This window comes from Actinoplanes utahensis (assembly GCF_016862455.1).
GTDB lineage: Bacteria > Actinomycetota > Actinomycetes > Mycobacteriales > Micromonosporaceae > Actinoplanes > Actinoplanes utahensis.
Window position 1 is genome coordinate 67,768 of sequence record NZ_BOMZ01000034.1, and the last position, 13,157, is coordinate 80,924.

A 13,157-nucleotide genomic window follows, 5' to 3' on the forward strand; every position below is an offset into this window, starting at 1 on the left:
CGGCGTCATCCCCTTCTCGCGGCGCCGGCGGGCGCCGCAGTGCGAGTCCGGTAGGCGGAGGTGCGGCCGGCGGCCACCCGCTCGTAGTTGTCGTCGATACCGATCGTGGTCTCGGCCGCACCGAGGAAGAGCAGGCCGTCCGGGCGCAGGATCTTGGCGGCGTTCTGCAGGACCTGCCGCTTGGTGGCCACGTCGAAGTAGATGAGGACGTTACGCAGGAAGATCACGTCGAACGGCTGCATCGGCGGGAACGGGGCAGTCAGGCTCATGTGCTTGAACGAGACGTTCTTGCGCAGCGCCGGGACCACCTGCCAGTGCGCGCCGGCCCGCTGGAAGTACTGCACGAGCTGGGTGGCGGCCAGGCCGCGGTTGACCTCGACCTGGCTGTACTCGGCCTTCTGTGCCCGCTCGACCATCGCGGTGGAGATGTCGGTGCCGACGATCTCGTACGACCAACCGGCCGGCAGATTCTCCTGAAGCGTGATGGCCAGGCTGTACGCCTCCTGCCCGCTGGAGCTGGCCGCCGACCAGAAGCGCAGCTTGCGTACGCTCGCCCGGGACTTGATCAGCTCGGGCAGCACCACGTCGGTGAGCGCGGAGAACGGCTCCCGGTCCCGGAAGAAGGACGTCTCGTTGGTGGTCAGCGCGTCGATGATCTTCCGCTGGTGCTGCGGGTTGGGACGCTTCTGCAGGTCGCCGATGAACTCGTTGACGTTCGCCGCGCCGACCGCCCGGGCGACCGGGATCAGCCGGGCCTCGACCAGGTACTCCTTGCCCGGTGCGAGGACGATGGACGCCTCCCGGCGTACCAGGTTGGAGACGAAGGTGAACTCCGCCGCGGACAGGGTCATCGGGCCACCGCCGGTGACCGGCCCGCCCGGACGCGGTTGAGCAGGGTTCCCGCGATCCGGTCCAGCGGGAGCACCTCGTCGGCCAGGCCGGCGCTGACCACAGCTCCGGGCATGCCCCAGACCACCGAGGTCGCCTCGTCCTGGGCCAGCACCTCAGCCCCCGCGTCTCGTAGCACCTTGGCACCACTCCGTCCGTCTTGTCCCATTCCGGTGAGAATGGTCGCGAAGCACGACCCGCCGTACAGAGCCGCCACCGACCGGAACATCACATCCACGGCCGGGCGGCACGAGTTCTCCTGCGGCCCGCTGTTGAGCTGCGTGATCGTCGCCGTCCCGCGCCGCTGGAAGACCAGGTGCCGGTCGCCCGGGGCGATGTAGACCGTGCCGGGCGCGAGCTCCATGCCCTCACCGGCCTCCACCACCTTCAGCGCGGTGCTGCGGTCCAGACGCTCGGCGAACATCTTGGTGAACACCGGCGGCATGTGCTGCGTGATCACGATCGGGACGGGGAGGTCGGCGGGCAACCCGAGCAGCACCTTCGTCAGCGCGTCGGGGCCACCCGTGGACGAGCCGATCGCCAGGATGTCGATCTTCCCGCCGGGGCTGCGCCTGACGGCGGGACGGGTGGGAGCGGGGCCACCGGCGGGCGGGCGCCCCAGGGCTCCGGGCGCTCCGGGCGGTCCCACCGGACGCAGTGGCGCGGCGCCGGGACGCAGACCCGCGGCGGGAGCGGGCGGGCGACCGGGTGGGGCGGCGGGCGGGCGGCGGCGGCCACCGAGGGCCTGGATCTTGGGTACGAGCTGCTCCCGCACCGCCATCATCGACTCCTGCACCGAGCCGACGTTGCTCGGCTTGGTCACGTAGTCGGTGGCGCCCGCGGACAGCGCCTCCAGGGTGGCGGTGGCGCCGGCCGCGGAGAGCGTGCTGAACATGATCACCGGGGTGTTGTGCCGCTTGCGTAGCTCCCGCACCGCCTCGATCCCGTCCATCTGCGGCATCTCGATGTCCATCGTGATCACGTCGGGCTTGAGCTGATCGATCTTCGCCTGGGCGAGCAGACCGTTGGCTGCGGTGCCGACCACCTGAATGCCCGGCGCCTCCCCGAGAGCGTCGACGATCAGCCGACGGACCACCACGGAATCGTCGACGACGAGAACCGAGATCATTCGACCACTCCCTTCAACCGAGCCAGGCCGGACCGAGCGCGGCGACGACCGGCGCGAGCAGCCGGTGCGCCGTTGCGGTGTCCAGCAGATCGCGGACCACGAGCGCCTGAACGGCGCCGCTGAGCATGTTCCAGACCCCGCCGGCCCGGTCGGCCAGCGGAATCCCGGCCGTGTCCACCGCCTGTACCAGCAGCATCTGCGCTGCCGCGGCGGTGCGGACCCGGTCCGAGAGGTACGCCGCCCAGGACGCCGAGTGCACGGCGGGCGACCAGCCGGCCGTGTTGCGCCGGGCGTCGTCGGCGGCGGTCGAGACCCGTAGCCGGTCCTCGGGCCGCAGCGTGCGGAGCCGGTCGAACAGCGCCGACACCGTGTAGTGGTGCGGGCCCATGTCGATCGGGGCGCCGGCCGGCAATTTCCGCACCGCCGACACCCATCCGGCGCCGAGACGGCGCCGGACGTCGTCGTCGAGCACCTCCCGGAGGTAACTGGCGACCGCGGCGTCGCAGAGCAGCGCCGTCGCGGCGGCGGCCTCGTCGCTCTGCCGGGCCTGTCGGCCGGTGCCCTCCCAGGTCCACGACATCACGTCGTAGCGCAGGCAGGTCAGCAGTGAGTCCACCGATCCGATCGGCGCGCGCTCGACGAGCGCGAGGTTGCCGGCCGGATCGTCCTTCGACATGCCCTTGAGGGACGGCATCCGGCGGGCGGCGCTCTCCACCTCCACCCAGAGCGGGCCCCGGACGTTCTCGTCCGGCAGCCGTTCGGCGAGCACCGGCAGGTCCCCGCTCTTCAGCCGCAAGGCGCGCAGCAGTACCTCGGCCGCGGCCGGCCCGCCTTCCAGGCGGGTCAGGTCGAAGCCCAGAACGGGGGCGCTGACCAGGCTGTACATCAGTTGGTGGCGCGGTAAGTGTCGACGGCTTGATTGACGTCGAGAGCCAGCATCAACCGCCCGTCCAGCTTGAACGTGCCCACCACCAGTTCCCGGGTGGGCCCGCTCAGCGTGTCCGGCGGCGGCTCGAACGTGTCGTCGTCGAGATCGACCACCTCGCCGATCTTGTCGACGAGCAGGGACACCGGCTCTCCGTCACCACGCAGGATGACGTTCATGACCGGGCCCTGGAGGGCCTGCCGGGCCAGGCCGAGCTGGACCCGGAGGTCCACCGCGGCGATCACCTGGCCCCGCAGGTTGAACAGGCCGCCGACGGCCGGCGGGGCGAGCGGCACCGGGGTGTACTCGTTGTACGAGAGCACCTCCTGCACCGTGTGCACCTCGACGCCGAACAGCTGCCCGTCCACCTCGAAGGTGGCGAACTGACGACTGGCCATGTCAGACCTCCACCATCATGTCGTCCATGGAGTCGCTGTAGAAGTTCGGATCGGCGGCGAGGATGGCCCGGCGCACGTCCAGCAGTTCGGTCACCCGCTGCTGGATCACCGCGGTGCCGACCAGGCCGTCCTCCTCCGCGTCGCGGCGGGCGGTGGTCGAGTTCTCGGCGATGTCGACGATCCGGTCCACGACCAGCGCCACGCTCTTACCGCCCTCGCTGTAGACGACCACCGACACGGTGTCGCCCTCGAGCTCCTCGCCGTACGCCCCGAGCAGGTGCGACAGGCGCACCAGCGGAAGGATCTGGCCCCGGTACTGGACCACCTCGCGGGAGCCGGCGTGCTCGATCCGGTCACGCGGGAACTCCTCCAGGCGTGTGACGGTGTCCAGCGGGATCGCCACCCGGCGCTCGCCGACCGCGGTGACCAGCAGGCGCTCGGTGCCACCGGCGGCGGTGCCGCGCTTGTCGGCGACGGTCTCCCGCTCCGAGTCGACGGCCAGGTGCGAGCGGCGGGCCAGCGAGGAGACGTCCAGGATCAGGCCGACCTTGCCGTCGCCGAGGATGGTGGCCCCGGCGTACAGGCCGATGTCCTTGAACCGGGTGTTGAGGGCCTTGACCACGACTTCTTCGGTGTTCAGCACGCGGTCGACGACCAGACCGAACCGTCTGCCGTCGGCCTGGAGCACCATGATGTAGACGCCCTGGTCACCGCCGACTTCCAGACCGAGGGCACGATCGAGGCGTACGAGCGGGAGCAGCTTGCCGCGCAGCCGGTAGACGGGCGCGCCCGAGGCGTACTCGACCTTCGTCGTGTTGCCGTCGATGAAGACCAGTTCGAGCACTGCGACCTGCGGCACCACGTACCGCTGGTCAGCGCAGTCGACGGTGAGCGCCTGGATGATGGCCAGCGTCAGCGGGATGGTGAGCCGCCAGACGGTGCCCTCGCCGGGCGTCGAGTCGACGCTTACCGCGCCGCCGATGTTCTCGATGTTGGTCTTGACGACGTCCATGCCGACGCCGCGGCCGGAGACGTTGGTGACCTTCGCAGCGGTGGAGAAGCCGGGCTGGAAGACCATCGCCATGATGTCGCGCTTGTCCATGTTCGGGATCTGCTCCGGCCGGAGCAGACCTTTCTCGACGGCCTTCTGCGCGATCCGCTCGACGTTCAGCCCGGCGCCGTCGTCGGCGACCTCGACCGCCACGTGCCCACCCTCGTGATAGGCGCGGAGCGTGAGCGTGCCCTCCGGGCCCTTGCCCGCGGCGATCCGCCGTTCCGGGTCCTCGATGCCGTGGTCCACCGCGTTACGCACCAGGTGGGTCAGCGGGTCCTTGACCGCCTCCAGGAGGCTGCGGTCGAGCTCGGTCTCCTTGCCCTGCATGACCAGCTGGACCTGTTTGCCGAGCGAGTTGCTCAGGTCCCGGATGACTCGGGGCAGCTTGGACCAGATGTGCTCGATGGGCTGCATCCGCGTCTTCATGATGCCCTCTTGCAGCTCACTGGTGATCATGCCGAGCCGCTGGGCGCTGCGGACCAGACCGGAGTCGCCGGTCTCCATCACTCCACGGACCAGCTGATTCCGGGCCAGCACCAGCTCACCCACCATGTTCAGGAGGGTGTCGAGCAGATCCACGTCGACACGGATGGCACTGTCGGCGATGCTCCGCTTCGGGGCCTGCTGCTGCAGCGCCTCGTTGACCGCGGCCGGCTGCGTCTTGCCCTCTTCGAGCAGGATCGTGCCGAGCTTGCGCTCGTCGCCCTCGATCTGCTGCTGCAGGGCCGAGCTCACGTCGGTCGGCTGGGCCGCGCCGGCGTCGACCAGGATCTGCCCGAGCGGCTGGCGCTGTTCGGCGACCGGTTCGGGCGCGGGGCGGGCGGCAGCGGCCTCCTGCTCGACGCTCTCGGGTACCTCGGCCTCATCCTCGGCGGCCGGCGCCTCGACGGCAGCAGCCGGAGCGGCAGCAGCGGCCGGAGCGGCAGCAGCGGCGGGATCAGTCGGCGCGTTCATCTGCGCATTGATCTTGACGATCATGTTGTCGATGTCGACATCGCCCTCGCTCTGGGTCTCCTCGATCGAGGAGAGCAGCGAGCGGACGCCGTCGATGCAGAGCAGCAGGACGGTGATGGTCTCCGGAGTGACCGGCTGCACGCCGTCGCGGAGGCGCGAGAGCAGCGACTCACCGGCGTGCGCCAGCTTCTCCAGACGGGAGAACGCCAGGAACCCACTGGTGCCCTTGATCGTGTGGATCGCCCGGAAGATGCGGGAGATCAGGTCACGCGAGTCCGGTTCCTGCTCGAGGCTGACGAGATCCTGGTCGATCTGGTCCAGGTTCTCGTGGCTCTCCATGAGGAATTCGCCGACGATCTCGCCAAGGTCTTCCACGACTTACCTACCTCCTGCTCGGCTTCACTGCCCTCATCGACCCACGGGGACGTCAACTGAGAAGACTCGCCCGGTACGCCCGTTAAATCAGGACTCGCCGCCCGGGCGGCGGTAGCGATAGCCGAACCCGCGCACCGACTCGATCGGTGAGTCGTCCGGGTCGGACCAGCCGAGCTTGCGCCGCAGCCGCAGCACCGCGAACTTGACCCGCTCCTGGCCGATGCCGGTCGGGTCGTCCCAGGCCTGGGTCAGCAGCTGGTTCGGCGAGAGCACCGCGCCGGCATGGCGCACCAGCGCGTTGAGCAGGCGGAACTCGGTAGGGGTGAGGCGCTTCTCGTCACCCTTGACGTAGACCCGGCGCTTGGTCGGGTCGAGGTGCACGAGGCCGTCGTCGTAGACCTGGCTGGCCCAGCTGTTCTGCCCCGAGGAGGAGCGCCGCAGCAGCGCCTCGACCCGGGCTAGCAGCTCGTTGTTGGCGAACGGCTTGGTCAGGTAGTCGTCGGCGCCGCCGCGCAGGCCGCGCACCTTCTCCGCCTCCTGGCCGTGCGCGGTGAGGACCAGCACCGGGACGTCCGAGACGTCGCGCAGCCGCTCCAGCACCTGCCAGCCGTCCATCTCCGGCAGACCGACGTCGAGCACCACCAGATCCGGATGCTCCGCGTACGCCTCCTTCAGCCCGGACCGGCCGTCGGCGGCATGCGCCACCTCATAGCCGGCCCGGCTGAACAGCAACCGGAGAGCGAGTGCGATGTCCGGGTCGTCCTCGACCACGAGAAGGCGACTCATCGTTTGCTCACCCTGCTCCCCACCCGCGCCCGCACCCCGATCCCGGGGCACGAACCGTCCGCGGCACACGAACCTGGCACCGCCCGCGCAACCGCGAGCGGGAGAAAAAGTCCTCAAGCGCAAACACACCATAGCGTGATGTGACCGCCTATTTACGGACAGTGACAGTCTAGCGCCGGTCGGGGTGGTCCGAGCCGGTCCGCGAGGATCCGGCCCAGCGGCCTCCCGGCGAGCCGCTCATCGGCTCGATCGAGATATCCCTACAGCCTGACATTTCCCGTACGGCTTATCGTCCGTTCCGCGAAAGATGTGACACGCCGCGAGCTTCGGGGTGCGATAGCCGTGACGGGGCGATCCGCGCCCCGTTTCCGCTATCGGGAGGCCCTGTGTTCGACCTGGTGGTACGAGTCGCCGCACCCGCGCTGTTCGTCCTGTCCGCGCACGGACCGGCCGTCTCGCCCCGGCCCCTGACCACCCCGCCACCGGTCGTCACCCCCAGCCCGGCCACTGCCGAACCGGCGCCGACGCCCCGTACCACGGCAAGCAGTGCGCCCGCCGCAAGCACCGCACCACCCGTCACGCCGCCGCAGACCCCGCCCGCCGCCCCCGCGCAACTGCGGGCCCGCACCACGATGGCCCAGGTCGTCCGGCTCACCAACAGTGCGCGACTGGAGCGCGGCTGTCCCGCCCTGAGCATCGACGGGCACCTGGTCACCGCGTCGCAGCGACAGAGTGCCTACATGGCCCGGACCAGGCTGTTCAGTCACGTGTGGCGGGACGGCTCGACGTTCGTGGAACGCAGCCGGGACGCCGGTTACCGGCAGCCGGCCGGGGAGAACATCGCCTGGGGATACCGCAGCGCGCCCGAGGTGGTACGGGCCTGGATGGCCAGCCCGGGGCACCGCAAGAACATCCTCAACTGCAGGACGAGGTCGATGGGGGCCGGCGTGGCCTTCGCCGCCGACGGCACCCCGTACTACACACAGGTCTTCGGCTGGAACTGAGCGGGACAACCGCTCAGATCGCGCAGTTGATCAGGACCGGCTCGGGGTGCAGCTCGACGGCGAAACGGGCGTGGACGCCGTCGCGGATGGTCCGGGCCAGGTCGAGCAGAGCCGCGGTGGTGCCGGTGCCCCGGTTGGTCAGGGCCAGGGTGTGTTTGCCGGAGATCGCCACCCCGGCGCCGGCGAATCCCTTGGGGAAGCCCGCGTTCTCGATCAGCCAGGCCGCCGGGATCTTCACCGTGCCGTCCGCGGCCGGCCAGTGCGGCATCTCGCCCAGCGTCGCGAAGAAGTCCGCGGGCACCACCGGATTGGTGAAGAACGAACCAACCGACCAGGTGTCCCGGTCCTCCGGGTCGAGCACCATGCCCTTGCCCGCACGCAGCTTGAGCACGGTGTCCCGGGCCTGGCGCAGCGGCACCCGGTCCCCGGCCTCGCCACCCAGCGAGCGGGCCAGCTCGGCGTACCGGATCGGGGCCGACTCCCCGGACCGGGCCAACCGGAAGTCGACAGCGGTGACCAGATAGCGGTCGTTGTGCTTGAAGACGCTGGAGCGGTACCCGAAACCGCACTGCGCGGGGGTCATCACCAGGCTCGCGTCGGTCTGCCGGTCGTAGGCGTGCACCGCCTCGATGGTGTGCGCGACCTCCTGGCCGTACGCCCCCACGTTCTGGATGGGGGTGGCCCCGGCCGCGCCCGGGATGCCGGACAGGCACTCGACCCCGGACCAGCCGTTGGCGACGGTGTGCGCGACGAAGTCGTCCCACGGCTCCCCCGCCGCCACCCGGACCAGCACGCCGGAGGCGTCCTCGGCGACCGCCTCGATCCCGCGGGTGCGCAGCAGCAGCACCTCGCCGTCGAACCCGTCGTCACCGATCACCACGTTGCTGCCACCGGCCAGGATCAGCAGCGGGCGCCCCGCGGAGGTCGCCGAACGCACCGCCGCGACCGCCTCGTCCGTATGGACCGCCGTGGTCACCGTGCCGGCCGGCCCGCCAAGGCGTAGCGTCGTGTAAGCCGCCAGGGAAGTGTCACTCACGACGCTCACCCTAAGCTGACACTTCAGGGGGTTTCACCGGCGGTCCGGCCGAGCGGGGAGACGACTGCGATGAACAGGTTGCACGCGACGAAGGATTTCTGGCTGGCGGCGCTGCGCGCCGACGGTCCGGCGCTCTATGACGCCGTCGCCGAGACGGGGCCCGAAACGGCCGTCCCGTCCTGCCAGGACTGGACCGTGGCCGATCTGGCCCATCACGTCACCACGGTGCTGCACTGGGTGCGGGCCACGGTCGCCCGCGGGGTCACCGAGCGGCCCGCCGGCGCCGATCTCCCACTCGACGAGGACTGGCCCGAGGCGCTCGACCACCTGCGGCGCGAGATCACCGGGACGATCGAGACCCTGGAAGCGCTGGACGCCGACTTCCCCGCGTGGAACTGGGCGCCCCAGCCGAAACGGGCGAACTTCTGGCACCGCCGGATGGCCCATGAGCTCTCGGTGCACCGGTGGGATGCCGAGTCGGCGGCCGGGCGGGCCACCCCGATCGAGACGAAACTGGCCACCGATGGGGTCAGCGAGATTCTGGACACCTGGCTGCCGGCCGGCAAGCGGCAGGGTCCGACCGACCTGCACGGCGTGGTCCACCTGATCTCGGCGGACGCCGGACAGGAGTGGTTCGTCCGCCTGCGCGGCGCCGGGATCGCGCTGCTGGACACCGGAACGATCCTGGACAGCGACGATCATCACGCCCGGGCGAAGGCCACCGGCAGCTCCAGCGATCTGCAATTGGCTCTGATGGGGCGCAAAAGGCCGGACCAACTGGCTCTGAGTGGTGATCCCCGGCTCTTCCAGGCACTACGGACCGGCTGAAGTTAATCCGCCATCTCGTTGTCACGAGGCTGCCAAGCCGTAAGATGAACCGGTTAAGTTCAGCGGATCATCAGAAGCGGAGAAGACATGACGGCAACCGTCACGTCCACGTCGGCGCAGCCGGCCCCCGCGGGGATCACCTTCCCCGACGGCTTCGTCTGGGGGGCGGCAACGGCCTCGTATCAAATCGAGGGCGCCGCGCGGGAGGACGGCCGAGGCCCGTCCATCTGGGACACCTTCAGCCGTACGCCGGGAAAGGTCTTCGCCGGGCACACCGGGGACATCGCGTGCGACCACTACCACCGGTACGCCGACGACGTCGCCCTGATGGCCGACCTCGGCCTGGCGTCGTACCGCTTCTCGATCGCCTGGCCGCGGGTCCGCCCCGACGGCACCGGTCCGGTCAACCCGAAGGGCCTCGACTTCTACGACCGGCTCACCGACGAACTGCTCGGCAAGGGCATCGACCCGGTCGTCACCCTCTACCACTGGGACCTGCCGCAGACCCTCGAGGACCGTGGCGGCTGGACCAACCGGGAGACCGCCGAAGCCTTCGCCGACTACGCCGCGGTCGTCTTCGGCCGGCTCGGTGACCGGGTCGGCACCTGGACCACGCTGAACGAGCCGTGGTGCTCCGCCTACCTCGGGTACGGCTCCGGCATCCACGCGCCCGGCCGGCAGGACCCGGCCTCCGCACTGATCGCCGCGCACCACCTCAACCTGGCACACGGCCTCGCCGCCCGGACTCTGCGCTCGGCCGGCGCCCGCAGCATCAGCATCACGCTGAACCCGTGCGAGGTCTCCCCGCTCGACCCGGCGAACCCGGACGACGTGGCCGCCGCCCGGCTGATCGACGGCGTCGCCAACCGGATCTTCTTCGACCCGCTGCTCAAGGGTGAATACGCCACCGACGTGCTGGAGCACATCGCCCGCGTCACCGACCCGTCCTTCATCAGGGACGGCGACACGGCGATCATCCACCAGCCGCTCGATGTGCTCGGCATCAACTACTACACCCCGTCGTACGTCGAGGCGGTCCCCGGACACGGCGGCGCGCTCGACTACCCCGGCAGCGACGGCATCGCCTTCCGCAAGCTCCCCGCCCCGGTCACCGACATGGGCTGGCCGATCGAACCGGCCGCGCTGACCCGGCTGCTCACCCGCATCCACCGGGACTACCCCGGCACCGCGCTGATGATCACCGAGAACGGCGCCGCCTACCCCGAGGGCGTCCACGACCTGCCGCGCATCGAGTACATCGACGGCCACCTGCGCGCCTGCCACGACGCCCTGGCCGCCGGCGTGGATCTGCGGGGATACTTCGCCTGGTCACTGATGGACAACTTTGAATGGGCCGAGGGCTACGCGAAGCGCTTCGGTATGGTGCACGTCGACTACACCACGCAGCAGCGCGTCCTCAAGGACAGCGCGAAGTGGTACCGCGAGGTGATCCGCCGCAACGGGTTGGAGTAGATGCTTTGACGACGCGGGAACGGCCGACTCTGGAAGCTGTCGCTCGGCGGGCCGGGGTCTCCCGGGCGACGGTGTCCCGCGTCGTCAACGGCTCCACCACGGTCGCGGCCACCATCCGCGAAGCAGTCAACCGGGCCGTCGAGGAACTCGGCTATGTGCCGAACCAGGCGGCCCGGAGCCTGGTCACCCGGCAGACCGACTCGATCGCGCTGATCCTGCCGGAAACCGCGAACCGGGTCTTCTCCGACGACCTGTTCTTCCCCGCGATCATCCGCGGCGTCGGCTCCGAACTCGAAGCCGCCGACAAACAACTCGTCCTGATGATGGCCGGATCCGCCGCCGGCTATCACCGGGTCGAGCGGTACGCCGTCGCCGGTCACGTCGACGGCGTCATGTTCGCCTCCATCCACGGCGCCGACCCGCTGCCCGGCCTGCTCGCCCGGCGCGGCATCCCGGTGATCTGCAGCGGCCGCCCGATGAGCGACGACCCGCCCGTCCCCTACGTCGACGTCGACCACGCCGGCGGAGTCGCCGCGGCCATCCGTCACCTGATCACTTCCGGTCGCCGCCGGATCGCCACGATCGCCGGCCCTCGGGACATGGTGGCCGGCCTGGAACGCCTCACCGGATACCGCGACACCCTCGCCGCCCACCACCTGCCCGAACTCGTCGCCACCGGCGACTTCACCCGCGACTCCGGCGTCACCGCGATGCGCGCCCTGCTGGACCAGGATCCGGAACTGGACGCGGTCTTCGCCGCCTCCGACCTGATGGCGCACGGTGCGTTGCAGACGTTGCGGGAGGCCGGCCGGCGGGTCCCGGACGACGTGGCGGTGATCGGCTTCGACGACTTCGACATCAGCCGGTACAGCGAGCCACCCCTGACGACGGTCCGCCAGCCGATCAGCGAGGCGGGCCGGACGATGGCCCGCCAGATGCTCCGGCTGATCTCCGGCGATCCGGACGTCGAATCCGCCATCATCCTGCCGACAGAACTGATCATTCGCGACTCCGCCTGATCACTTCCGGCCTTACGGCGGTCCCGCACGCCCTGCTCCAGCGGCTCGGCCACCCCCTTTGCGGTACGAGCCATGGCTGGTCGCGAGCCTTCGCATGGCACTCCCGACCGCACAGTGTGTTCGCCTACCGGGCAGGACCTCCGCCAACCCCGGGTGCGGCTCTCCCCCCGCCGAACAGCGGGTTCGCCGGACAGCGTCTCCGCCCACCCAGGGTTGCGGCTCTCCCGCCGCCGAACAGCGGGTTCGCTGGACAGGGCCTCCGCCGACCCTGGGTGCGGCTCTTCCGACGCGGAACAGCCGTCACCTGGAGACGACGAGACGAGTCCTGAGTAGAACGTCACCGGCCGGAACATTCGGCGCACCGACCGCCACCAGATGCGCCGGGAACAGCACGACACTTGCGCCGACTCCTTCGTTCCGCACCTCGGTGGCGTCGACCACCAACAGACCGTCCTCTCTGGACAACCTGTCGATGGTGATCGAGTTCCCGCTCTGGGAACGCGCGGCGAGCGCCAGCAGAAGCACCGCCTCATAGCCGAGATCGATCCGCGGCAGTTCCGGCGCCGGGAACTGGCCGCCGGTGAGGCTCTCCCACCTCCGGACCAGATCCTCCTGATCCCTGACGGGATAGAACCCGGCGGCGGGCGGGCTCTCACCCGAGGCGCTGCCATGAAACAGCGTGCGGAACCCGAACTCCCCGTACGCACCATTCATAGCGGCAAACCTATCCAGCCCACCGCAAGAGCACTGCCATCCCGCCCTGTCAGATCACCGCTCCCGTCGCCGGCCCTCTCCACGGCAGCCGGTTCAGATCCCACCGCCGGGCTAGCCACCGCCGGACTCATCCACAGCCGGGCTCATCCCCTACAGGCCTTGTTCACTGCCGGGCTAGCAAGTGCGGGGCTGCCTGCCGGCCGGCGGGCAAGCCGGACACCGGGCTAGTTCCGGCTGGCTCTCAATGCTGACTCGAAAGTGGCCATCACCGCAGCTCGACCCTTGATCAAAAATGTTATGTCAACCGTGCCCAGCGGCTGACTTTCACGCGCGGCATGGGCGTCGCAAGGACACGGATGGCTGTCTCGGAGCCGGCGAGACAGCAGCGACGACGAGCCGGAAAACCCCGGCCGGCCGGCACCGCTGTCTCAAGCAGCGGGAGACAGCGGGGACCCTGCTGGCCGATTGCTTGCCCGCCGGCTGTCGATCTTGCGAGGTTGTGGTGAATCGGTTCGCCCGAAACTCACTGGATCTCGCGCGTAAGGGGTGTCTCCGTCGCGGGTGGGCGGGTTTT

Annotated in this window: 12 protein-coding genes; 4 read left to right on the plus strand and 8 right to left on the minus strand. The window is 69.9% G+C overall.

Annotation, left to right across the window (positions count from 1 at the left end; all coding sequences use genetic code 11):
• Positions 1-5 precede the first annotated feature (5 nt).
• From Aut01nite_RS11670 to Aut01nite_RS11695, 6 genes are all read right to left on the minus strand, one after another.
• On the minus strand, positions 6-851 hold the full coding sequence (locus tag Aut01nite_RS11670; RefSeq protein WP_043533205.1) for a CheR family methyltransferase: 846 nt from the start codon (positions 849-851) through the stop codon (positions 6-8).
• Complete coding sequence (locus Aut01nite_RS11675) at positions 848-2,017, minus strand: protein-glutamate methylesterase/protein-glutamine glutaminase (protein ID WP_043533204.1); 1,170 nt, start codon at positions 2,015-2,017, stop codon at positions 848-850. Before Aut01nite_RS11675 ends, Aut01nite_RS11670 begins: the two co-directional genes overlap by 4 nt.
• A gap of 13 nt (positions 2,018-2,030) precedes the next feature.
• Complete coding sequence (locus Aut01nite_RS11680) at positions 2,031-2,903, minus strand: hypothetical protein (protein ID WP_043533203.1); 873 nt, start codon at positions 2,901-2,903, stop codon at positions 2,031-2,033.
• A complete protein-coding gene (locus Aut01nite_RS11685) occupies positions 2,903-3,340 on the minus strand; it encodes a chemotaxis protein CheW (protein WP_043533201.1) in 438 nt (145 codons plus the stop codon). Before Aut01nite_RS11685 ends, Aut01nite_RS11680 begins: the two co-directional genes overlap by 1 nt.
• A 1-nt stretch (position 3,341) precedes the next feature.
• Positions 3,342-5,723, minus strand: a complete 2,382-nt coding sequence (locus tag Aut01nite_RS11690) for a chemotaxis protein CheA (protein ID WP_043533200.1) — start codon at positions 5,721-5,723, stop codon at positions 3,342-3,344.
• A gap of 87 nt (positions 5,724-5,810) precedes the next feature.
• The gene (locus Aut01nite_RS11695) at positions 5,811-6,509 is read right to left on the minus strand and encodes a response regulator transcription factor (protein WP_043533199.1); all 699 of its coding nucleotides are present in this window, start codon (positions 6,507-6,509) and stop codon (positions 5,811-5,813) included.
• 386 nt (positions 6,510-6,895) lie between these two features.
• Between Aut01nite_RS11695 and Aut01nite_RS43380 the strand changes: the two genes are divergently transcribed.
• Positions 6,896-7,513: a CAP domain-containing protein gene (locus tag Aut01nite_RS43380; RefSeq protein ID WP_043533198.1), complete on the plus strand. Its 618-nt coding sequence runs from the start codon at positions 6,896-6,898 to the stop codon at positions 7,511-7,513.
• Positions 7,514-7,526: 13 nt separating this feature from the next.
• Here Aut01nite_RS43380 and Aut01nite_RS11705 read toward each other — a convergent pair whose 3' ends face one another.
• Complete coding sequence (locus Aut01nite_RS11705; RefSeq protein WP_268871750.1) at positions 7,527-8,549, minus strand: UDP-N-acetylmuramate dehydrogenase; 1,023 nt, start codon at positions 8,547-8,549, stop codon at positions 7,527-7,529.
• Positions 8,550-8,618: 69 nt separating this feature from the next.
• Between Aut01nite_RS11705 and Aut01nite_RS11710 the strand changes: the two genes are divergently transcribed.
• The 3 genes from Aut01nite_RS11710 (at position 8,619) to Aut01nite_RS11720 (ending at position 11,869) form a co-directional block, all read left to right on the plus strand.
• Positions 8,619-9,377, plus strand: a complete 759-nt coding sequence (locus tag Aut01nite_RS11710; protein WP_043533196.1) for a maleylpyruvate isomerase family mycothiol-dependent enzyme — start codon at positions 8,619-8,621, stop codon at positions 9,375-9,377.
• Positions 9,378-9,464: 87 nt separating this feature from the next.
• Positions 9,465-10,850, plus strand: a complete 1,386-nt coding sequence (locus tag Aut01nite_RS11715; RefSeq protein ID WP_052164605.1) for a GH1 family beta-glucosidase — start codon at positions 9,465-9,467, stop codon at positions 10,848-10,850.
• Positions 10,851-10,855: 5 nt separating this feature from the next.
• Entirely contained in the window at positions 10,856-11,869 is a 1,014-nt protein-coding gene (locus tag Aut01nite_RS11720) for a LacI family DNA-binding transcriptional regulator (RefSeq protein ID WP_043533195.1), read from the plus strand.
• A gap of 300 nt (positions 11,870-12,169) precedes the next feature.
• Here the strand turns inward: Aut01nite_RS11720 and Aut01nite_RS11725 are convergent, their stop codons facing one another.
• Complete coding sequence (locus Aut01nite_RS11725) at positions 12,170-12,583, minus strand: hypothetical protein (RefSeq protein ID WP_043533194.1); 414 nt, start codon at positions 12,581-12,583, stop codon at positions 12,170-12,172.
• Positions 12,584-13,157: the final 574 nt, after the last annotated feature.

Bases quoted from the DNA above. Each gene is read 5' to 3' on its own strand.
- Aut01nite_RS11715 (WP_052164605.1), top strand. From the start codon at position 9,465: ATGACGGCAACCGTCACGTCCACGTCGGCGCAGCCGGCCCCCGCGGGG.
- Aut01nite_RS11695 (WP_043533199.1), bottom strand. From the start codon at position 6,509: ATGAGTCGCCTTCTCGTGGTCGAGGACGACCCGGACATCGCACTCGCT.
- Aut01nite_RS11675 (WP_043533204.1), bottom strand. From the start codon at position 2,017: ATGATCTCGGTTCTCGTCGTCGACGATTCCGTGGTGGTCCGTCGGCTG.
- Aut01nite_RS11725 (WP_043533194.1), bottom strand. From the start codon at position 12,583: ATGAATGGTGCGTACGGGGAGTTCGGGTTCCGCACGCTGTTTCATGGC.
- Aut01nite_RS11685 (WP_043533201.1), bottom strand. From the start codon at position 3,340: ATGGCCAGTCGTCAGTTCGCCACCTTCGAGGTGGACGGGCAGCTGTTC.
- Aut01nite_RS11670 (WP_043533205.1), bottom strand. From the start codon at position 851: ATGACCCTGTCCGCGGCGGAGTTCACCTTCGTCTCCAACCTGGTACGC.
- Aut01nite_RS11680 (WP_043533203.1), bottom strand. From the start codon at position 2,903: ATGTACAGCCTGGTCAGCGCCCCCGTTCTGGGCTTCGACCTGACCCGC.
- Aut01nite_RS11710 (WP_043533196.1), top strand. From the start codon at position 8,619: ATGAACAGGTTGCACGCGACGAAGGATTTCTGGCTGGCGGCGCTGCGC.